This is a genomic window from Enterococcus crotali, assembly GCF_000633635.1.
GTDB lineage: Bacteria > Bacillota > Bacilli > Lactobacillales > Enterococcaceae > Enterococcus_L > Enterococcus_L crotali.
This window is the reverse complement of sequence record NZ_AYPQ01000001.1, coordinates 680,073-702,374: the sequence shown is the minus strand read 5'-3', so window position 1 is coordinate 702,374 and position 22,302 is coordinate 680,073. Positions and strand designations below refer to the sequence as shown.

Genomic DNA, 22,302 nt, shown 5'->3' with positions numbered 1-22,302 from the left:
CACTCCCTACTCTAAGTCGAATAAACTGATTTCTGCTGCTTGTGTCTCTGCATTCTTACGTTCAGTTTCTTCTTTTTTTTCTTCATCTAGTACTTCATTTGAAATGGATGGAGAAATCTCCGTCTCACCATCTTTTCTATCTAAAATGCTGCCATCTTCTTCTAAGGTGAATTGGACGTGGCGCTCGATCCATTTTCTTCTTGGTTCGACTTTATCGCCCATAAGCGTCGTTACACGACGTTCTGCTTGTGCAGCATCATCTATTCTCACTCGGATCAATGTGCGTGTCTCAGGGTCCATTGTGGTCTCCCACAGCTGATCTGCGTTCATCTCACCTAAACCTTTGTAACGTTGAAGCATATAACCTTTGCCGACTTGTTCAGTCACGTTAGATAATTCTTCGTCTGTCCAGGCATATTCTGTTATTGCTTTTTTGCCGACACCTTTTGAGACTTTGTAAAGTGGTGGTAATGCAATATAGATTTTACCGGCTTCGATCAGTGGTTTCATATAGCGGTAAAAGAAGGTTAATAGCAAGACTTGAATGTGCGCACCATCGGTATCCGCATCGGTCATGATGATGACTTTATCATAATTACAATCTTCGATTGAAAATTCTGGACCAACACCTGCACCAATCGTATAAATCATCGTGTTGATTTCTTCGTTTTTCAAAATATCCTGCATTTTTGCTTTTTCAGTATTTAGCACTTTACCTCGTAATGGTAAAATCGCTTGAAATTTTCTGTCCCGGCCTTGTTTGGCAGATCCGCCGGCAGAATCTCCTTCGACTAGATATAATTCATTTCTTTTAGGATTACGCGATTGAGCTGGCGTTAGTTTACCAGATAAAAGAGATTCTCCTTTTTTCCGTTTTTTCCCATTTCGGCTTTCTTCACGAGCCTTACGGGCTGCTTCACGAGCTTCACGGGCTTTGATTGCCTTACGAATCAATTGTTGACTCATTTCGCTATTTTCTTGTAGATAAAAGCCCATTTGTTCCCCGACAACGTTATCCACTGCATTACGTGCCATTGGCGTGCCGAGTTTTTCTTTAGTTTGCCCTTCAAATTGTAATAAGTTTTCCGGAACACGAATCGATAATACAGCTGCTAATCCTTCGCGGAAATCACTACCTTCGAGATTTTTATCTTTTTCTTTTAGTAAACCAACTTTTCTTGCGTATTCATTGTACGCTTTCGTCATCGATGATTTCATACCCACTTCATGAGTACCACCATCTTTTGTTCGTACGTTATTTACAAATGAAAGGACATTTTCAGAATAGCCATCATTATATTGATAAGAAAGCTCAACTTCGATACCGTCTTTTTCACCTGAAAAGTAGACAACGGGTGTCAATGTATCTTTTTCTTCGTTAAGATAAGCTACAAATTCTTTGATACCCTCGTCATAGTGGAAGATTTCTTCTTTTGGTTCTTCTCCTCTAAGATCTGTTAGAGAAATTTTTACACCTTTTAATAGAAACGCAGATTCTCTTAGGCGTTCTGCTAAGGTATCATATGAAAAATGTATAGTGGAAAAAATGGTATCATCAGGAAGGAAAATTACAGAAGTTCCATTCTTTTTATTCGTTTTCCCAACTTTTTTTAAGGTTCCAACGGGTTTTCCACCGTTTTCAAAACGTTCCATGTACTCAACACCGTCACGGACAATACGTACTTCTAACCAGCTAGATAATGCATTTACTACGCTGGCACCTACACCGTGTAGTCCACCAGATGTTTTATAACCACCTTGCCCGAATTTACCACCTGCATGAAGAACTGTGAAGATTACTTCTACAGTAGGGATTCCAGATGCATGCATGCCAACTGGCATTCCGCGTCCGGAGTCAGTGATTTTGATGCTATTGTCTTTTTGGATCGTCACGCTGATTTCATTTCCGTAACCGGATAATGCTTCATCAACAGCGTTATCGACGATTTCATAGACTAAATGATGTAATCCGCGGCTGTCTGTGGAGCCGATATACATTCCTGGTCTTTTCCGTACAGCTTCCAATCCTTCTAAGACCTGGATGGAGGCGTCATTGTATTCATTGTTTACTTTTTTCGCCAAAGAAAAAACTCCTTATTCTTGAATTATAGGGCGCAAGGCCACATCATTACAATAATACTCTAAAAGCTCTCAAAAAAAAAGAGCTTTCCTATTCGGTAACTCTTTCTTAAAATTATTTGCATCTATTTCGGCATTTCTGCTAGTTCAATTTTAATGCAACGATTCATTATAATAGCATTTCTTCCTGCTTTTTTCAAGATTTCAGCAGCTTCTTGACTTTCAAGCCCTAATTGAGCCCAAAAGATTTTTGCATCAGTCTCAATGAAATCTTTCGCAACTTCTGGTAAAAACTCGCTTCGGCGAAAAATATCGACGATGTCGATTTGGCCAGGCACATCTTGTAATTTCTCATAGACTTTTTCACCAAGGATTTCTTGTCCAGCTAAGATTGGATTTACAGGAATGATTTCGTAGCCATATTCTTGTAGTAATTTAGCAATTTTATAACTTGTGCGATCTTCTTTTGCGCTTAGCCCAACGACTGCGATTCGTTTAGCTTGTTTTAAGTAATCAAAAATTTGTTCTTGTGAAGGGTTTTCTATCGGCATTTTGATCTTCCTTTCTAATTTCTCTTCCTTTCATTATACAACGAATATTTAATTATTGTTAGCTGTTTCTATTCATGATAAAATAAGTGCTAGTTTGAATGGAAAGAGGTTGCTCAATGAAATTCTTTGTGCTATTAATTATAGCTTATCTACTTGGTTCTATTCCTTCCGGTGTTTGGGTAGGAAAACTCTTTTTTAAAAAGGATCTTCGTCAATTTGGCAGTGGTAATACCGGAACGACAAATACGTTTAGAGTTTTAGGTAAAAAAGCTGGCGTAGCGGTTTTGCTGATGGATATTTTGAAAGGGACATTAGCAACTAGTTTACCATTGCTGTTTTCTCTGAATGTTAATCCTTTAGTTTTTGGTGTTGCTGCCGTTTTAGGACATACGTTTCCAGTTTTCGCAAATTTTAAAGGAGGAAAAGCTGTTGCAACAAGCGCAGGGATGATTTTGGCTTACAATCCGGCATTTTTTGTTTATTCTGCTTTAATTTTCATTATTATGTTATACATTACCAGCATGGTGAGTTTGACAAGTATGATCAGCGCTGTATTGATCACTCTTTCAACGGTTATTCTCCCATTTGCTATCCCAGCTATATTGCCTCAGTTTGATTGGTTATTGACGCTGATTGCACTAGCTTTGACGATTTTTATTTTCGTCCGTCACAAAGATAATATAAAACGAATCAAAGATGGTACTGAAAGTCGCGTCCCTTTTGGATTAGGCGTAAAAAAAGGAAATTAAAAACTAGAGGTTGCTTCTGTTACCACCAGTTATCCGAATTTAGAGCCCGAAAACAAAACTAAAAATCAGTTTTGTTTTCGGGCTCTAGTTTTTAACTATCATTATTTAGCTGTAAGAGTATACTGCGTTTTAAAAACGTCTGATGGAGCTAATTTGTTGATTCCTTTTTTATCTACGAGGTTTCCTGTTGCATTGACTTCGTCAGCGATACCGCACCATGGTTCGATACAAACAAATGGCGCTTCTTGTGGATAAGGAGACCAAATTCCTACATAAGGCATATCTGTGTAGCTTAAACTAATACTATGTGAGCCTTCATCTGTCTCGATTGTAAAAGCATTAGCCCCTTTAGTTTCAAAAACGATTGCATCATCTTTGAACAGTTCTCTGCGAATATCAAGACTGGTGTTGGTCTGACCCAACGTTTTATGTTCAAAATCTGCAAAAGGTCCCGCTAAAGGAATTTGAGTGCGAGATTTTTTAGGAGAAAAACTTAAATAATAATCATCAAACGTTAAGTCTTGTTCTAAAGGAACGTTAAACGCAGGATGCCCCCCTATTGAAAAATACATCTCATCAATCCCTGTATTTTCAACCTGATAATGAACGACTAAATTATCGGCTTCTAAGGCATAAGAAAGAATCAGTTCAAAGTCGAAAGGATAGACGTCTTTTGTTTTTTTACTACTTTTTAGTGATAATGAAACAAGTTCACTTCCGTGCTCAATAACTTCAAAAAGACTATCTCTAGCAAAACCATGCTGACTCATCGGATATGTTTTGTTCTCATAGGTATATTGATCGTCTTTTAAACGACCCACAACAGGAAACAAAACGGGTGCATGACGCCCCCAAAAAGCTGGATCCCCCTGCCAAATATACTCGATATTATTTTTCTTTGATTTTAAGCTGATTAATTCAGCACCGTCTTCTGCAATAGTTGCGATCAAAAATTCATTTTCAATTTGTACAGTCATGTCCGCTGCCTCCTACTGGTTATCTTTTTCCAATTCTTTGATAAATTGCTTGTTCAATACTTTCAGATATGTGCCTTTCATTCCTAAGGATCTTGATTCGATAATCCCAGCAGACTCTAATTTTCGTAATGCATTTACAATAACTGAACGCGTGATTCCGATTTCATCAGCAATACTAGAAGCTGTCAATCTGCCTTCTTCGCCATCCAGAGCTTTGAAAATAGCTTGGACTGCTTTTAATTCGCTGTAAGATAACGTATTGATCGCCATTTGGACTGCAGTTGCGCTGCGGACGTTGGCTTCGATGTTTCTTGATTGTTGATAGAGAATCTGCATCCCAACAACTGTCGCGCTATATTCAGCTAAGACTAAATCTTCTTCATTGAATGATTGCTCTACTCTAGCTAAAATAATTGTACCCAAGCGTTCCCCCGCACCAAACATAGGTACGATCGTTGTTAGCCCAAAAGGATATTTTTCACGTAGTTCAACTGGAAATGCTGTTAAATCACTGGCAATCGAAATATTGGCTTCAGTCTTGATTAAATTGTCTGCAGCATCTGTATAACTTTGAGGGAAACGTTTTTCTTCAAACATATGTTTCACTCGTGCATTATTAACATCTAGCTTTTCGTTATACCCTAATAAAACACCTTCGTTACTTATGATATAGGCATTGCTTTCTAGCACATCCCCTAAAATCACCGCCATTTTGTCATAAGGCAAATCAGCTTTTTGATCAAAAGTATTTTTTTGTTGTAAAAGCTTGTTGATCTGACGGGTTTTCTCTAATAAAGTAGTCATTTTGTACTCCTCCTAATTTAAAAGCTGAAAGAGCTTGTTCAGCCTTGAAAAGAAAATAGGAAAAATAAATGAGACGCTTTTGTCTCATTTATTTTTTATCTTCTCCTTGAAAGGCTAGCTCTTAAAGCTAGATAATACATGGCAAGACTGTTCCACGTTGCTTCACATTAACCAATTAGCAGCATTTCACTTCTTACTTGCGTTTCTTAGCACGTTTCAAAGCAAACACTGAAAAACATAAATCTAGGTAATTTTAAAGAATATATCGGCTTAAGTCTTCATTTTGAACAATACTGTTCAGTTTTTCATTTACATAAGCTTCTGTTATCGTGATCTCGCCCATTTGCATATCTGGTGCTTCAAACAATAAGTCTTCCAACAACCGTTCCAAAATAGTGTGCAGACGACGAGCTCCGATATTATCCGTATCACGATTCACATCAAAGGCAATATTAGCAATGCGCTCAATCGCTTCTTTTGTAAAAATCACTGTGACATTTTCAGTACCAATTAAGGCAATATATTGTTTGATCAATGCGTTATTTGGTTCAGTTAGAATTCGCACGAAGTCTTCAGCAGTAAGATCGTCTAATTCAACGCGAATTGGAAAACGACCTTGTAACTCGGGAATCAAATCACTTGGTTTAGATAAATGAAATGCACCAGAGGCAATAAATAAAACGTGGTCTGTCTGGATTGCACCATATTTCGTGTTGACTTGTGAACCTTCAACGATGGGTAAAATATCGCGCTGTACACCTTCTCGAGATACTTCACCTGAGTTTTGTTGGCTTTTGGAAGTGATTTTATCAAATTCATCAATGAAAATGATTCCGCTGCTTTCAGCTAAACGGATCGCTTCGCTATGAATATCTGCCTCTTTGACGATTTTCGCAGATTCTTCTTTTACTAATAACTCTTGTGCTTCTTTCACGGTAACTGTGCGTTCAACTTTTTTCTTAGGAGATAAAGCGCCCAATGTCTCGTTTAGGTCGATCCCCATTTGTTCCATCCCTGTATTCATCGCAGGCATCGTTTTTTTAGGTTCATCGATCTCAATGGTTACTTCACGGTTATTCAGCAGCCCTTTTTCTAGTTGCTCCAGAATCGTCTTGCGATTTACTTTGATTTCTTCAGTCACTTCTTCTTGTGATTCTTGGGGTTGTTGCGCATTATTGAACATTTGCATCATTTGTTCAAACTGATTGTTCGATGCTTGTTTTTGTTCTTTTTTGATCCCAGGTACTAGAACTTTTACTAAGCGATTATTCGCTTTTTTTAGGGCCTGAGAGTAAACTCTACTGTATTGTTGTTTTTCAACGATTTGAATCGCGTTTTCAACTAGATCTCGAACCATCGATTCTACATCCCGACCAACATAACCAACTTCTGTAAATTTAGTTGCTTCTACTTTGATAAAAGGGGCATTGACGATTTTTGCTAAGCGCCTAGCGATTTCTGTTTTTCCGACACCTGTTGGTCCGATCATCAGCATATTTTTAGGCGTTACATCTTGCTGCATTTTTTCTTCAAGTTGCAAACGACGGTATCTATTTCTTAAAGCGACTGCAACAGATTTCTTAGCGGTTTCTTGTCCGATGATATATTCATCTAGTTCTGTTACGATTTCTCTTGGTGTTTTATTTAATTCGTTCATGGTCGTTATCCCCATTTATATTTCTTCTACAATGATATTGTGATTTGTGAAGACGCAAATATCTGCTGCGATATTCAAGGCATTTTTCGCGATTTCCTTAGCAGACATTTCTTTATCTCCGTAATGTTTCATAGCACGAGCTGCGGATAATGCGAAGTTACCACCTGATCCGATGGCTAAGATGCCATCATCTGGAGTTATCACTTCACCAGTACCTGAAACTAGCAGCATTTCTTTATCATTCATCACGATCAACATGGCTTCTAATTTTTGCATAGATTGTTGGATACGCCATTCTTGCGCTAATTCAACTGCAGCTCTGGTTAGATTGCCATTGTACTCGTTTAATTTACCTTCAAATTTTTCTTCTAATGTAAAAGCGTCTGCAACACTTCCAGCAAAACCGACAACTACCTCATCGTTATAGATTCTACGAACTTTTTTTGCAGTTCCTTTCATAACAACTGATTCGCCCATTGTTACTTGACCGTCACCAGCCATCGCAAATTTTCCATCTTTTTCAACAGCGCAAATCGTTGTCGAATGAAATTGTGATTCAACCATTATAGTTCCTCCTAATTTAAAAGCTGAACAGGCTCATTCAGCTCTGCAGTAAAAAAAGAAAAATTGATTGTGACATTCTGTGACACATTCGCTTTTTATCTTTTTTTTCAAAACCTTCACTCCTTAGAGCTGTCGCTCTTTGGAATTGTTGAGATCGAAGCAGAGCGTAGCGCTAGCCCGCATAGCTAGACAAAATTTCCCTCGTTATGCACGAGGATGAAACGTTCGATATTTTTTTTGTAAGCTTTCTTTTGTTACGTGGGCATAAATTTGTGTTGTTGATAAGTCAGAGTGCCCTAGTAATTCTTGTACCGTCCGCATATCAGCTCCATTGTTCAACAGATGTGTTGCAAATGTATGCCGTAACATATGAGGATGAATATCGCTATTTAACGTACTTTTTTTAATAAGTTGATTCAACACGTATTCAATACCTGTTGGCGTGATTTGTTCACCATGATGGTTCACAAAGACAAAAGGATGTGCTTGATGATACTTTTCCATCAAAGGAGCACGTCCATGTTCTAAATACTCTTTCAATGCATCCTGAGCAAAAGAACCAAAAGGAACATAGCGATCTTTATTCCCTTTTCCGTGAATCAATAACACATTTGCAGAAAAATCAATGGACTGCAACGTTAGATTAGTACATTCACTTACCCGGATTCCAGTACCATAAAGAATTTCTAATAATGCTTGATTCCTTAAATCTAAAGGCTTTGAACCCTTAGCGCTATCAAATAAAGCATCCATCTCCTTTTCATAGAAAAAACGAGGAAGTCGTAATTGCTTTTTCTTCATGTGAACATATGAAAAAGGGTTCTCTTTGATTACTTCATTTTTAAGTAAAAACTGATAAAATGAGCGTAAGCTGGCAATTTTTCTGCTAATAGAATTCCGACTATATTCTTTGTCATAGAGAAAACTTAGGTAAGTACGAATATCCAAATGATCAACACTTAAATAATCAGCTTCTCCTGAATCCTTTAGAAAATCAAAAAAATTAAGCATATCTTCTTCATAAGCAATCTTGGTTTTTTGGGAATAACCACGTTCAACGATCAAATAATTTAGAAACAACTCAGACCAATTTTTCTCATGCATAGATCTTCCTCCATTAAATTACACAGTAACTTTAGCATAACCATTTTGAAAAAACAAACGAATTGTCAGAATTTAATCAATATTTTCAAATTTGGTAACAATTTATTCATATTTGCCTTTAAATGCTCATAAATTATAAGCGTAATTTAATCTAGTGTTCGCTTGTCACGATAAATCAAAAGACCAAGACAAAAATTTTGATTTGTCTTGGTCTTTTGATTAGTTAGTTTGTTCTACAAGATTTTGCTCGTTTGTTACTTGTGCTAATGTCGTCAAAGCTCTATCCGCAATTGCTTCGTAGCGTTCTTTTTTATCGCGGATTCTTTCTGGTAATTCAGGGAATAAGCCGAAGTTAGCGTTCATTGGTTGGAAATGTTTGCCTTCTGCATGTGTAATGTAATAGGCCATACTTCCTAAAGTTGTTTCTCTCGGGAAAACTACAGGTTCTTCTCCTTTAGCCAAACGTGCTGCATTCATACCTGCTAATAAACCGCTAGCCGCGCTTTCGACATAGCCTTCGACCCCAGTCATTTGACCAGCGAAGAATAAGTTTTCTCTTTTTTGAGATTGGTAGGTTGGTTTTAATAGTTCTGGTGAGTTCATAAAACTATTCCGGTGCATAACACCATAACGGACAAATTCAGCATTTTCTAAACCAGGAATCATTTGGAAAACACGCTTTTGTTCCCCCCATTTTAGATGCGTTTGGAAACCTACAAGGTTATATAGTGAAGCAGCAGCATTGTCTTGACGTAATTGAATAACCGCATATGGACGTTTTCCGGTCTTAGGATCCTCTAATCCAACTGGTTTTAAAGGACCAAATAACATCGTTTTGATACCACGTTTGGCCATTACTTCAATTGGCATACAACCTTCAAAAAATTTCTCTTTTTCAAACGATTTTAAAGGTGCAACTTCTGCAGAAATTAACGCTTCATAAAAAGCTTTAAACTCTTCTTCTGTCATTGGACAATTTAAGTAGGCAGCTTCGCCTTTATTGTAGCGAGATTTCAAGTAAACTTTGTCCATATCGATCGTAGCTTTATCAACGATTGGTGCCGCTGCATCATAGAAGTAAAAACCATCTGAGCCGTTAAACTCTTTGATTTGCTCTGCTAATGCTTCTGACGTTAACGGCCCTGTTGCAATAATTACGATTCCATCTGGAATTGCAGTGATTTCTTCATTTTTTACTGTAATCAATGGATGATTTTTGATTTTATCAGTAATTTCTTGTGAAAATGTGTCACGATCAACTGCTAATGCTCCACCTGCTGGCACAGCAGTTTTGTCTGCGCTAGTGATGATGATTGAATCCAAACGACGCATTTCTTCTTTTAACACGCCAACAGCGTTCGTTAAGTTGTTTCCTCTCAGCGAATTGGAACATACTAATTCGGCAAAATTTTCAGTTTGGTGTGCTGGAGTGTTTTTTACTGGACGCATTTCATACAGCGTTACTGGGACACCTGCCTGAGCAACTTGCCAAGCGGCTTCACTGCCGCTAATCCTGCGCCGATAACTGTTACAGAAGTAGTCATCTATTTCCTCTTTTCTTTAAAAAACCAACGGGCTTCTCCGCTGGTTTTTAAATTTTCTATTTTGTGGGTGTTGTTTATTTTTGAACATTCTCTTCATAATCGCCATTGATACATACGACTTGCTTGCCGCCTTTGACTTTCTTCTCAACGAGATACTGTCCACATTTTGGACATGGTCGTCCGATTGGTTTGTCCCACGAAGTAAAATCGCATTCTGGATAACGACTACAGCCATAGAATAATCGATTCTTTTTCGATTTACGCTCAATCACTTGACCTTCATTACAAACAGGACAAGTCACACCGATCTCTTTGACGATTGCTTTTGTATTTCGACATTCTGGAAAATTGCTACAAGCAAAAAATTTACCGTAGCGACCTAACTTGATTACCATTGGATGGCCACAAAGGTCACAATCGAATCCAGCTGGTTCATCTTTGATTTGGATTTTTTCGATTTTTTCTTCTGCGTTCGTCAATTCTTTTTCGAATGGGCGGTAAAAACGATCAACAACTTCGACCCATTTCTCCTTACCCACACCAATTTTATCTAGATCACCTTCCATTGAAGCGGTAAAGTGAACATCGACGATTTGTGGGAAAAATTCAACGATGAGTGAATTAACGATTTCGCCTAATTCAGTCGGTTCAAAACGTTTATTTGTTAGTTTGACATAGTACCTTCTTTGGATTGTTTCCAAGGTTGGCGCATAGGTAGATGGACGTCCTACGCCGTTTTCTTCTAATGCACGAATCAAGGTTGCTTCACTAAATCTTGCTGGTGGTTGTGTGAAGTGCTGTTTTGGTTCAATATCAAGGGCATTGACTTTGTCCCCTTCAGCTAAATCTGGCAGGATATTTTCTTTATCTTCTTTACCATCATCACGGCCTTCAACATAAACTTGCATAAACCCTTTGAATTTGACTTTTGCTCCATTCGCAATGAAAATCACACCATTTTGTTCTAGTGTTACTTTCATGGTATCTAACACAGCAGGCGTCATTTGACTGGCAACCAAACGTGACCAAATCAATGTATAAAGTTTCAATTGATCTTTATCTAAGTATTGTTTGATCTCTTCTGGCGTACGCATCACACTAGAAGGACGGATTGCTTCATGGGCATCTTGAGCCCCTTGAGCATTCTTGACTTTCCGTCCGCCATGAGCTGAAAACTCACTACCATACGTTTTTTCAATATATTCCGCTACTTCTGCTTTGGCTGAATCCGCGATTCTAGTTGAATCTGTACGCATATAGGTAATCAACCCTACGGTACCTTGTTTACCTAAAGCAATTCCTTCATATAGTTGTTGAGCAACCATCATGGTTTTTCGTGTTCTGAAGTTTAATTTTCTGGCAGCTTCTTGTTGCAAACTACTAGTTGTAAAAGGTAACGCCGGATTCCGCTTGCGTTCTTTTTTCTCAACTTTCGTTACGTCATACTCTTTGCCTTTGATTCGAGTAGTCACTTCTTTTACGGCTTCAGCGTTAGGTAATTTTTTCTTTTTGCCATCTACACCCCAGAAATTCGCTTTAAACTTTTTCTTAGCTTTCTGGAAATTACCGTCGATACTCCAATATTCTTCAGGAATAAATTTGCGAATATCATTCTCGCGATCGATGATGATCTTAAGCGCAACAGATTGAACTCGGCCAGCACTTAAGCCCTTTTTGACTTTTCTCCATAGGATCGGACTAAGAGAGTAACCAACTAAGCGATCCAAAATGCGTCGAGCTTGTTGTGCGTCAACCAAGTCCAAATTGATCGTACGCGGTTCTTTAAAAGCGGATTTTACAGCTTCTTTAGTAATTTCGTTAAATACAACACGGTTTTTATCATTCAAATCCAAGCCAAGAAGGAAAGACAAATGCCAAGCGATGGCCTCTCCCTCTCGGTCCGGATCGGCTGCGAGATAAACTTTTTGAGCTTTTTTAGCAGCCGCTTTTAAACTTTTGATTACATCGCCCTTACCTCGAATTGAGATATAGTGCGGTTCATAATTATTTTCAGTATCAACGCCCATTTTACTTTTGGGTAAATCTCGAATATGCCCAACACTGGCAACAACCTTATAGTTTTTCCTAAATATTTTTCAATCGTTTTGGCTTTAGCTGGTGATTCTACAATAACTAGATATTTATACGCCATTCAACGTGTGGCTCCTTTCGGTTTTTGTGTTTCTTCTATTATATATATCAAAATGTAGAGAACTCACAAATCGTACTTCATCATATCTATTCATTAAAGGTTTGTCAAGGATTGATACAGTTAAATTGAAAAAAATTGAATTTCTTCTAGGATATCCTGAGGGCAAATCGTACATTTTGCCCCTTCTTGAATCAAGCCATGACAGCCATCAGATTGGGCTTCAAATAGATTCCCCGGTACAGCGAAAACTTCACGACCATACTCTAATGCTGCTTGTGCTGTAATCAAAGAACCACTCTTTTTTCGAGCTTCGATCACACAAGTCCCTAAACTTATACCAGCGATAATTCGATTTCGCATTGGAAAATGATATTTTCGAGGACCTACACCGTTCGGATATTCACTGACCACTAATTGATCTGTCATCATTTTTCGTTGAATATGGGCAGTTTCTTTTGGGTAACAAATATCCAGTCCAGTTCCGATAACACCAATTGTATTTCCACCATGTTGCATAGTGACTTGGTGGCTAACACTATCAATTCCTTTTGCCAATCCACTGACAATTGTGAAATCGTTTCTGATCATATCAGGGATCAATTGACGGACAACATTTATACCATAAACTGAAGCTGCCCTGGCTCCAATAAAAGACAAACAATTATTTTTTAAAAGTTCTATGTTTCCTTTATAGAATAATAGAACAGGACAATTATAGATTTGTTTTAAGTAATAGGGATAATACGAGTCTAAAATAGTGATAAACGTATGATCAAATTGGTACTTGACCAATTTCTCAGATTCTTTTGTCCAATGATCCCATGACTCTGAAAATAATTTTTGATATGATGTGATACCAGCAATTTGAATGATTTCTTCCTTTGAGAAATCCGTACAGTTATTATATTTCATTGAAAAATCTAACACTTTTAGTATCCCTAAATTGCCAATACCATTACAAACTACCAGTTTAAATAATAAATTTCGTTGTTTATCTTCCATAAAAAAACCTTCTTTCACAAATACTTGTTATAGTAAGTATCCGCAAAAAAAGGCGCTTTTTATTTTTTTAACACAGGTCTTTAATTGGAGCAAATGTTTTTCTGTGAATCGTACAGATTCCTTGCTGTTTTATCCCTAATAAATGTTCTTTTGTTCCATAGCCTGCATTGTGTTCAAACCCGTATCCAGGATACATTTTAGCATAGTCTTCCATCAAGCGATCACGAATAACTTTGGCAACAATACTTGCCGCTGCAATCGATATAGAACGAGCATCCCCTTTAATGATACTTTCTTGTGGAATGTTAACATCTAATTTCATTGCGTCGATCAATAAATAATCAGGAATAAAACACAAATCTTCAAGAGCTATACCCATCGCCAGTTTTGAAGCTTGATAGATGTTAATTTCATCGATTTTGTTATGATCCACCATGCCGATTCCAATTGAAATGGCTTGATTTTGAATTTCATTATAAAGTTCATCTCTTTTTTTAGCTGATAACTTTTTAGAATCATTTACTCCAAGCAATTTGAACCCTTCTGGAAGATTACTGCTGCAGCTACAACAGGTCCTGCTAATGGTCCACGGCCTACTTCATCGATCCCTACGATTAAACGATGACCTTGAGCTCGAGCGTTGTTTTCAAACTCTTGCATTTCTTCAAATAGTGCCAGCTCTTTTTCATAACGTTGGATTCTTCGATCCCACTGGGCCAAAGCCTGCTGAACACCGCTACGTTCATCTTTTTTCCATCGTTCGATCCGTTCATCATTTCTTGTCTCAATAGTAGCTAACGCTGCTTTAATTTGCTGAATTGATTCAGTTTTCATCTTTTAGTGCTCCTAATTCTTCCCAACGATCTAAAGTATATGGACCTAATTTGCTGCTGCGAATTTCCTGAATGATCATTTCACTTGCGCGATCATAATCATCACGATAACCGCGTTTTGACTGATCAGCATCAAAAGTTCGGCAGCGGGTAGCAAAGTGTCTTCCTCTGTTAGATTATAGCGTTCAACCAAACGCTGAGGGTAAAATTGTGAAAAAAACGATAAGCCATAAATCGCAAGATCATCTAAATGCAGTAGTTGATCTTTGATAGCACCTGTCAGTGCTAACTTTTTCCCGATTTCTTGGTCTTCAAATTTAGGCCACAAGATCCCTGGCGTATCAAGTAGCTCTAAATCTGTCCCAGAGCGCAGCCATTGCTGACCTTTTGTTACACCTGGTTTGTTTCCTGTTTGTGCGATTTTCTTTCCAACTAAACGATTCATTAAAGTAGATTTTCCTACATTAGGAATACCGATACACATTGCACGAATTGCGCGTGGTTTTACTCCTTTTGATCGTTCTCGATCCAGTTTTTCTTTTAGTGCTTTTTTTGCCTCAGGCACAATTTTATTGACGCCTTTATTTTGTTGAGCATTAATAATCAGCGTGTGATAGCCTTTTTCCTGAAAATAATGCTGCCATTTTTGATTCTGCTCTTTATCCGCTAAATCTCCTTTATTCAATAGGATCAACCGAGGTTTTTGTTGGACGATTTGATCCATCATCGGATTTCGCGATGAGAGTGGAAGTCTTGCATCGATTAATTCAAAAACGATATCAACATACTTTATTTTTTCAGATACTTCTCTTCTGGCTTTTGCCATGTGTCCTGGGAACCATTGTATTGTCATTTTATCACCTATCTTGGTATGAATTTCATATGTGTTATTGGGTAGTAAACAAACTGAGCTTTTCCTAAAATATATTTACTCTCGACAGCACCAAAAGAACGACTGTCTTTTGACATTCTACGGTTATCTCCCAATACAAAATAACTGTCTTTAGGTAATACATCTGTTGTGATGAGATCACTTAAATTAAAATTAGTTGTGTAAGGAGCCGTCTCATGATCTTTTTTGATATTTTTTTCTAAAAATGATTCTTCAACGGGTTGCTCATTGATATATAGCTGATCATCCTCGTAGCGAACGGCATCTCCAGGCAGTCCAATCACGCGTTTAATATAAATGGCGCCATTTGGTAACTTGAATACGACTACATCAAAGCGCTTGATCGATGTAAACTTTTCCATTGCAATCATATCTCCTTGACTCAATGTTTTCTCCATTGAATTTCCATCTACAGGAACAGGGATCAGAATAAAGCCTCTCAGTATAAATAACAACAGTAACGAAGGAATAAGCAGTTTCATGAAAAAAATAAAGGAGCCAATATAAGATTTTCGTTTTTCCACTATTACTCTCTCCCTTTTACTTACTGGTTCTATTATAAAGGAAAAACACCAAAAAAAGCGACTAATTTAAAGTAAAAAACGAAGCATCAATAAATAAAGGATGTGAAAGGTGTAAAAAAAGGCTTTTATTTTGTTTATAGCCAGTTTTGACACCCATTCTCCTTACTATTTTTTATCTTCTTTTTGAAGTTCTTTGATTCCAGCAGCATACGCTTGATCATTTTCTTTGATTTTTTTACCTATCTCCGTTTCGATTTGAGCCGCCGTTTCATTATCTACTTCTCCTGTAACGGGAAGATTATTATCAGTCTGTATAGCACTGATTGCGGCTTTTGTTTGCTCCGAAAAATCACTGGCCTGTGCATTGACATCATAACCCAGTGCGTTTAATAGAGCATTTATATTTTTGACAACTGGAGAAGAATCTCCTAATTTTAATATTTTATCTCTAGAGATTGGTGAAAGATAAGCATACTCGGGGTAATCAGCCTTGATCGTAGGTTCTAATCCTTTTTCATGGATCCACTTTCCTTTTGGCGTCAACCATTTTAAGACAGTTAATTTGACTTCGCTTTTGTCATTCAGGTTTTTAACCGTTTGAACAGTTCCTTTTCCAAAAGTTTTAGTTCCGATAATCTCTTTATTCCCAGATTCTTTTAAGGCAGCTGCAAAAATCTCAGATGCACTAGCGCTGCCTTCATCAACTAAAACAACAGTCGGTTCAGTTACTTTAAAACCGCCATCGAGTTCACTAGAAGCCACTTCTTCACTAGTATTCCCAGCTTTATCTTCAAACTTAAGAATCGTTTTACCGTCTTTAAGGAACATGCTGGCCATTTTTTCCACTTGATCAAGTAATCCACCTGGATTTTGGCGTAAGTCGATCACAAAAGAGGTTGCTCCGTCTTTTCTTAATGTCTTGATGGTTTCTTGAAGTTCTTTGTACGTATTTTCGCCAAATGAAGTGATTTTGATCGAGCCGATTGAATCGTCGTCTTTATCTAATACCCCTTTGACTGTTTCGATTGGAATCGTATCTCTTTTTAATTTCAATTCAAAGGTTTCTTCACCACGTTTAATGGTCAAACTGACTTCTGTTCCTTTTTTTCCACGAATTTTACTGACAACTTGAGAAAGAGTTTTGCCTTGCGTTTCTTCGTCATCCACTTTTAAAATCGTATCATTCGTCTTCATCCCTGCCTTAGCTGCTGGTGAGCCTTCGATCGGAGCTTGAGCAACCGTTGGCAGTTCATCTGTCATAGTCATTGTCGCGCCAATTCCTTCAAAACTGCCTGCAAGACTTTGGTCTAACTCATCGGCTTCTGGCTCGTTTAAATAACTGGAGTAAGGATCATCTAAAGCCTCTGTCATGCCTTTTAAAGCACCATCAACTAACTTTTCTTCATCAACTTTCCCTACATAATTATTGACGATTTCATTATATAGATTATCAACTTTTCTTAGATTAGCACTTTGAGCAGGACTATCCGCAAGTTGTTTTTTATATTGAGAGTCAAAATAAATATAGCAACTGCCGCCGGTCAAAAAAGCGACACATGCAAGCGAAATAATGTATTGGTGAAAAGGCACTTGTTGTTTATTTTTCATATAGTCATCTCTTTCTATAAAATTATCATTGCATGTTTTCCAGTTTACCATGAAAAAAAGGAAGGAAAAGCTTTCTTTACCTTTCCTTCCTTTTTTATTTATTGTTTTCTACATATTTTTCCCACAACTCATCAAAAATATGCATATTAGTTAAGTAATCAGCATCCATCTCTAAATAACTTGATAATTCATGGTAATCCTCAGATTGTTTCGGAAACTGAATATCTTTTGCCGCATCATTTGCAAATTGGCTCTCTTCAGTTTTTTTGGGCGCTCTCAATGTCATTAAATAATGATAGAAGCTTCTTCTCATATAATCACCAATTCTCTTCTATAAAATTTGCTCGATTCTCATGGGCATTTTCAAAACGTTCAGGATCTTTTTGATAAAAATCTTGATGATAATCTTCAGCGGGATAAAAAGTCATTGCCGGCTCGATCGAGGTTACGATCGGTTCACTAAAACGACCGCTCTCTTGCAACGCTTGACGACTTTTTTCGGCGATTTCTTTTTGTTGCTCGCTTGTATAAAAGATCACCGGGCGATAGTTATCTCCACGGTCTTCAAATTGTCCCAACGCATCTGTGGGGTCTGTCTGCTGCCAGTATATTTCTACTAATTTTTCATAAGACATTATAGTCGGGTCGAATTCAATTTCAACCGCTTCAGTATGACCCGTAGTGTGACTTAAAACTTGTTCATACGTTGGATTTTCGACATGTCCCCCTGTATATCCCGAAACGACTGAATGAATGCCAGGTTGGGTATCAAAGGGCTGGATCATGCACCAAAAACAGCCACCAGCAAATATTGCTTTTTCGCTCAATTGGTTTCCTCCTTCACATCTTTAGCTGTATCAGCACTGTCTTTTGGTAAATAAATATTCATGCGAATATCATCATCAACTAGGTTGATTTTTTCTGCTCGGATAAACAGACCATTTTGCATTCTGAATTGATCTAAGCGTAATAATACGGTACTATCTTCAGGGTTCACCTCTACCCAATTTGGTAACTTGTAATCCCTTTGTACAAATTTCAAGATTTCTTTCATAGGTAGTCCCAATGTTCCAATGGATAAACTTTTTGCTTTTAATTGGACATTGCCATTATCCATCACATAAGGATCAAAATACAGATAAAACTGAATCGGATGGCCCAATACTTCAAAAGTACCATTCAACATAGCTTCATTTTCTAAATAGAATTTATAGGTAATATCAGAGCCTTTTTGGAAATCCTTTAGATAAAAATCAATCAAGGCATTTACTTGTTTTTTATTCGATTGAATCGCAATGACGGGGGTACCATCTTTTTCGACTAATTCGGGAACAGGTTTATAATTAGGCTCTCTAACTTGAGTAATTCTAACAAAAATAAAAGCAAGACTTCCAATAATAAGAGCAATCAAAACAAGAAAAGCGACTTTCCAGCGATTGATCGTTTTTTTGACTTCCGGTGTTTTTTTTCTTCTTTTAGTAGTTTTTGGCGCGACCTTTTTTTCTTCTGATTCATTTGTCATTTGTATCACTCACTTCCCTTTTTGAGCCATTTATCTTGTGTTTTTACCATTTTATCGCGAACCGTGCTTGCCATGATTTGATACCCTAGATTATTAGGATGGAAATGGTCTTCTTCATACAGGGCATTATTTTTGATGTCGACTTCTTCACTTGAGGTCATCGTATTTTCACTGCTAACGATCCCCACTTCATCCCCAACACCTTTATAAAGTAAATCATTGATAGGAATAAAATAAGCATTTTTTTCTGCCTTAACAATTTCCTCTGTACCAGCATTCCAATTATCAACGATTTCCTGCATTTCAGTAATATCAGGAAAATACAGATAGAACGGATTATATATTCCTAAAACATAGATTGGTGCATCTGTGTTGTATTTGCGAATCTCTGTCAATAACTTATCTACTTCTTTTTGATAGCTTGTTAATGGCCGTTTAAATGAGTCTTTTGTTAAACGAAAAATATCGCCTTTTATAACTTTCATTAAATCATTTCCGCCAACAGTCAATGTGATGACATCGGCTGTTGCTAAACCATCTTGAATGGTTTCATTTTTTTGATTCGTTTAAGAATTTGGTCGCTGCGGTCACCATTTTTCCCGAAATTGTCCGTTTGAACACCGTTCAAATGATACTGCTCTTGCAAATCTTTGGCAACTAACGGTACGAAACCTCCGGAATTCGTCAGATCCCCAATTCCTTCTGTTAAAGAGTCTCCAATTGCAACGTAATGGATGACTTCTTTTGTTTCACTTTTGGCTATTTGTTGTGCCCCAGTTCCTAGAATTGGTTTAGCCTTAGGCACGATTAAGAACAAAAGTAAAAAAATACCAATGATCGTGGCGAAAAAAAGCGCAAAGCTTGACCAATTATTTTTGAAAAAATTCTTCATTCTATCCCTTTCTTTGCTGTAAACCATAGAAAAATCGTAATTTACTCGTTTACAGTATTTGGAGTTTTTAGTCTTAATACTTTAAATTATCTCTATTTTTAATCGATTTGTACAGTAAAATTTATAAAAATAGAGTGGGGTCATAACTCTACGAGTCATATCCCACTCTTGAAAAATCCGTATAAACGGTGAGACCAGTAGCAACCATTTGGAATGAAACACTCCTTCAAATAGCTGACACTTAGTCTGTATAGTACATAATCGCAAATGCACCCTTACCTGTATGCGTCGCAATCACAGGGTTTGTGTGCAGTACAGGAATGTCCATATCTGGAAATAATGCTTGCAGACCGTCTTTAAAACTGTTCGCAAGCTCTAATCCGTCTGCATAAGAAATCCCAATTTGTCGTACATTTGACAAAGTGCTCAACTCAGTTTTAAGCTCATCAAACCATTTATTGAATGTTTTCAATCCTCGACCTTTGGCAACTGGTATCAGTTCGGTATGATCGAAATCCATTACTACTTTCATATTAAAAATACTAGATAAAAGTCCTGTCGCGCGGCTAATACGGCCACCTTTAACCAAATTATCCAATGTAGAGATCCCAATGAAAAGCTTCGTATTTTCTTTAACATGATTGATTTCTGCTAAAATCTCTGGAACACTTGCTCCATTTTTAGCAAGTTTAGCTGCTTGTATTACTTGAAAGGATAAGCCTTGGTCAGTAAAATCACTGTCAATCACTGTCACATTCGCAGAGCTAAGATTTCCGGCTTGTCTAGCTGCTTCTACTGTACCGCTTAGACCTTTTGTCATGTGGATTGAAACAACCTCACTGCCGTCAGCACCTAAACGATCATAAAGCTCAACAAACTCACCGATTGGCGGCTGGCTGGTTTTAGGTAATGCTTTTGATGTACTCATCAATTCCATAAAGTGTTCACCTTCTAAATGATCATCATCAGCATATACTACACCATCGATCATTACGGATAACGGAATCATGTGAATAGCTAATTCATCGCGTACACTTCTAAGCATCGTACAAGAAGAATCAGTCACAATTTTAACATTTGTCATAATTTTATCACTCTTTCTTTAAAAACAACCTCAATTCGTGGTAAAATACTTTTGAGGCTTGAATGTCTGTTTTTATTATAACAGACTAAGAATTATTTTTCACCAAATTAAAATGAAGGAAGTTGATTTCTTGGAAAAAGTAAAATTCTCCAGAAAATATATGATTTTAAACGAAGTGCTTAATGCGGTCACACATGGGATTGGAGCTGGCTTAAGTATTGTAGCTTGATCATCTTGCTGGTGAAAGGTGCACGCCTGGGCTCCCCTGTTCATGTCGTCTCTTATGCCATTTATGGTTCTACGCTGATTCTTTTATTTTTATCATCCACCTTATTTCATAGCTTGATTTTTACGAAAGCTAAAAAAGTATTTCAAGTTTTTGATCATAGTTCTATTTTCTTATTGATAGCTGGTAGCTATACCCCTTTTTGTTTATTAAGTATTGATGGTTGGCTCGGCTGGTTATTATTTATACTTATCTGGCTGATGGCAATTAGCGGTGTTGTTTATAAATCTTTAACCTTGCATAAACAAGAGACCGTGAAAAATATTTCTACTGTCATTTATATTATTATGGGTTGGCTTTGTGTTGTTGCTGCCAAACCATTGTATGATTCTTTAGGATTTACTGGCGTTGCCTTACTAGTAGCCGGTGGTGTCTCTTATACATTGGGTGCTGCTTTTTACAGCTTAAAAAGTGTTCGTTTCATGCACGTAGTTTGGCATCTGTTCGTTATGTTAGGCGCCGGTTTCATGTTCTTTTCGATTTTACTTTATACTTAAACTTCATATGATTCCTTTGTTTAAAAGGGTTAAGGCGTTTCTTTTTGATTTATCAAAAAAGAAATGCCTTTTTTGTATTTATCTCTTTACAAACCGAACAAACATTCGTATAATAACTATACAAACGTTTGTTCGATAAAAATTATGAGGTGATTAAGGATGAAAGCAGTTCGTCGTGGTGGGTTATTATTTGTAGTATTGATTATTGGTATTTTCTTGGGTACATTAGGGCTACGTTCAGCTTTACTTATTGTTAGTCCTCTGTTTATTATATGGTTCATGTTATGGGATGAGAAACGATATTCTCATACAAGAAAAAAGAATGAGCATCAACATTATATTTACCGTAAATACCCATAGGTCAAAGTATAATTGATTTATAGGTGACCTTCAGTTTTACGGTCACCTTATTTCTAATATGAAACAGCGAAAAAACAGCTCCCTTATATTTCTGGGAGCTGTTTTTTAATATTCCATCAATGTAACAATTTCATAGCCAGTAATTTTATCTCGTCCATGTAGATCCATCAATTCAATTAAAAATGCACAACCGACAACGATCCCGCCTAATGCTTCAATTAGTTCGATGGTTGCTTTGATCGTACCGCCAGTTGCTAATAGATCATCACAAATCAATACTCTTTGCCCAGGTTGAATTGCATCTTTATGAAGTGTTAACGTATCAGTACCGTATTCCAAATCATAGGTTACTTCGATCGTTTCACGAGGTAATTTTCCTTTTTTACGAACAGGAGCAAAACCTACTCCTAATTCGTACGCCACAGGACAGCCTACGATAAAGCCACGTGCTTCTGGTCCAACAACCATATCGATTCTTTTTTCTTTTGCATAATCAACGATTTGTTTTGTTGCTTCACGATACGCCTCTCCATTGGCCATCAACGGGGAGATGTCTCTAAAGATCACTCCCTTTTCCGGATAATCTGGAATACTAGCAATATAATCTTTTAAATCCATTTT

Annotated in this window: 17 protein-coding genes and 6 pseudogenes; 3 read left to right on the top strand and 20 right to left on the bottom strand. The window is 37.3% G+C overall.

Going from position 1 to position 22,302, the window contains the following annotated elements; translation table 11 throughout:
• Positions 1-6 precede the first annotated feature (6 nt).
• Together parE and V192_RS0103315 are read right to left on the bottom strand one after the other, a co-directional pair.
• Entirely contained in the window at positions 7-2,082 is a 2,076-nt protein-coding gene (gene parE / locus V192_RS0103320; protein WP_025868939.1) for a DNA topoisomerase IV subunit B, read from the bottom strand.
• Positions 2,083-2,204: 122 nt separating this feature from the next.
• On the bottom strand, positions 2,205-2,630 hold the full coding sequence (locus V192_RS0103315; RefSeq protein ID WP_025868938.1) for a CoA-binding protein: 426 nt from the start codon (positions 2,628-2,630) through the stop codon (positions 2,205-2,207).
• Positions 2,631-2,746: 116 nt separating this feature from the next.
• Here V192_RS0103315 and plsY point away from each other — a divergent pair, with 116 nt between their 5' ends.
• Complete coding sequence (plsY, locus tag V192_RS0103310) at positions 2,747-3,379, top strand: glycerol-3-phosphate 1-O-acyltransferase PlsY (RefSeq protein ID WP_025868937.1); 633 nt, start codon at positions 2,747-2,749, stop codon at positions 3,377-3,379.
• Positions 3,380-3,480: 101 nt separating this feature from the next.
• Here the strand turns inward: plsY and V192_RS0103305 are convergent, their stop codons facing one another.
• The 17 genes and pseudogenes from V192_RS0103305 to V192_RS0103225 form a co-directional block, all read right to left on the bottom strand.
• Complete coding sequence (locus tag V192_RS0103305) at positions 3,481-4,356, bottom strand: aldose 1-epimerase family protein (RefSeq protein WP_025868936.1); 876 nt, start codon at positions 4,354-4,356, stop codon at positions 3,481-3,483.
• Positions 4,357-4,368: 12 nt separating this feature from the next.
• Complete coding sequence (codY, locus tag V192_RS0103300; RefSeq protein WP_025868935.1) at positions 4,369-5,160, bottom strand: GTP-sensing pleiotropic transcriptional regulator CodY; 792 nt, start codon at positions 5,158-5,160, stop codon at positions 4,369-4,371.
• A gap of 253 nt (positions 5,161-5,413) precedes the next feature.
• Entirely contained in the window at positions 5,414-6,817 is a 1,404-nt protein-coding gene (hslU, locus tag V192_RS0103295; RefSeq protein ID WP_025868934.1) for an ATP-dependent protease ATPase subunit HslU, read from the bottom strand.
• Positions 6,818-6,832: 15 nt separating this feature from the next.
• On the bottom strand, positions 6,833-7,381 hold the full coding sequence (hslV, locus tag V192_RS0103290; RefSeq protein ID WP_025868933.1) for an HslVU peptidase proteolytic subunit: 549 nt from the start codon (positions 7,379-7,381) through the stop codon (positions 6,833-6,835).
• A gap of 204 nt (positions 7,382-7,585) precedes the next feature.
• Complete coding sequence (gene xerC, locus V192_RS0103285) at positions 7,586-8,485, bottom strand: tyrosine recombinase XerC (protein WP_025868932.1); 900 nt, start codon at positions 8,483-8,485, stop codon at positions 7,586-7,588.
• 219 nt (positions 8,486-8,704) lie between these two features.
• Positions 8,705-10,029 (bottom strand): annotated as a pseudogene (gene trmFO / locus V192_RS19185) (FADH(2)-oxidizing methylenetetrahydrofolate--tRNA-(uracil(54)-C(5))-methyltransferase TrmFO).
• 74 nt (positions 10,030-10,103) lie between these two features.
• Positions 10,104-12,181: pseudogene (gene topA / locus V192_RS19180) on the bottom strand (type I DNA topoisomerase).
• A gap of 120 nt (positions 12,182-12,301) precedes the next feature.
• Entirely contained in the window at positions 12,302-13,183 is an 882-nt protein-coding gene (gene dprA / locus V192_RS0103270) for a DNA-processing protein DprA (protein ID WP_025868931.1), read from the bottom strand.
• 67 nt (positions 13,184-13,250) lie between these two features.
• Positions 13,251-14,017, bottom strand: a pseudogene (locus tag V192_RS19175) (ribonuclease HII).
• A pseudogene (gene ylqF / locus V192_RS19170) lies at positions 14,007-14,869 on the bottom strand (ribosome biogenesis GTPase YlqF). Before ylqF ends, V192_RS19175 begins: the two co-directional pseudogenes overlap by 11 nt.
• Before the next feature lie 8 nt (positions 14,870-14,877).
• Positions 14,878-15,432 (bottom strand): signal peptidase I, encoded by a 555-nt coding sequence (gene lepB, locus V192_RS0103255; RefSeq protein WP_035010732.1) that lies wholly within the window; start codon positions 15,430-15,432, stop codon positions 14,878-14,880.
• Positions 15,433-15,597: 165 nt separating this feature from the next.
• A complete protein-coding gene (locus tag V192_RS0103250) occupies positions 15,598-17,040 on the bottom strand; it encodes a S41 family peptidase (RefSeq protein ID WP_025868929.1) in 1,443 nt (480 codons plus the stop codon).
• Positions 17,041-17,134: 94 nt separating this feature from the next.
• Positions 17,135-17,353: a YozE family protein gene (locus tag V192_RS0103245; protein ID WP_035010730.1), complete on the bottom strand. Its 219-nt coding sequence runs from the start codon at positions 17,351-17,353 to the stop codon at positions 17,135-17,137.
• Positions 17,354-17,357: 4 nt separating this feature from the next.
• The gene (gene msrA, locus V192_RS0103240; protein WP_025868927.1) at positions 17,358-17,867 is read right to left on the bottom strand and encodes a peptide-methionine (S)-S-oxide reductase MsrA; all 510 of its coding nucleotides are present in this window, start codon (positions 17,865-17,867) and stop codon (positions 17,358-17,360) included.
• Positions 17,864-18,562: a YpmS family protein gene (locus V192_RS0103235; RefSeq protein WP_025868926.1), complete on the bottom strand. Its 699-nt coding sequence runs from the start codon at positions 18,560-18,562 to the stop codon at positions 17,864-17,866. The genes msrA and V192_RS0103235 overlap by 4 nt, the downstream gene beginning before the upstream one ends.
• Before the next feature lie 5 nt (positions 18,563-18,567).
• Positions 18,568-19,454: pseudogene (locus V192_RS19165) on the bottom strand (SGNH/GDSL hydrolase family protein).
• A gap of 241 nt (positions 19,455-19,695) precedes the next feature.
• Positions 19,696-20,538, bottom strand: a complete 843-nt coding sequence (locus V192_RS0103225; protein ID WP_025868925.1) for a DegV family protein — start codon at positions 20,536-20,538, stop codon at positions 19,696-19,698.
• Between the two features lie 130 nt (positions 20,539-20,668).
• Here V192_RS0103225 and trhA point away from each other — a divergent pair.
• Both trhA and V192_RS0103215 read left to right on the top strand, forming a co-directional pair.
• A pseudogene (gene trhA, locus V192_RS19160) lies at positions 20,669-21,321 on the top strand (PAQR family membrane homeostasis protein TrhA).
• 159 nt (positions 21,322-21,480) lie between these two features.
• Positions 21,481-21,681 carry a hypothetical protein gene (locus V192_RS0103215; RefSeq protein ID WP_025868924.1) on the top strand — a complete coding sequence of 67 codons (201 nt, stop codon included), beginning with the start codon at positions 21,481-21,483 and terminating at the stop codon, positions 21,679-21,681.
• Between the two features lie 105 nt (positions 21,682-21,786).
• Here the strand turns inward: V192_RS0103215 and V192_RS0103210 are convergent, their stop codons facing one another.
• The gene (locus tag V192_RS0103210) at positions 21,787-22,299 is read right to left on the bottom strand and encodes an adenine phosphoribosyltransferase (RefSeq protein ID WP_025868923.1); all 513 of its coding nucleotides are present in this window, start codon (positions 22,297-22,299) and stop codon (positions 21,787-21,789) included.
• Positions 22,300-22,302: the final 3 nt, after the last annotated feature.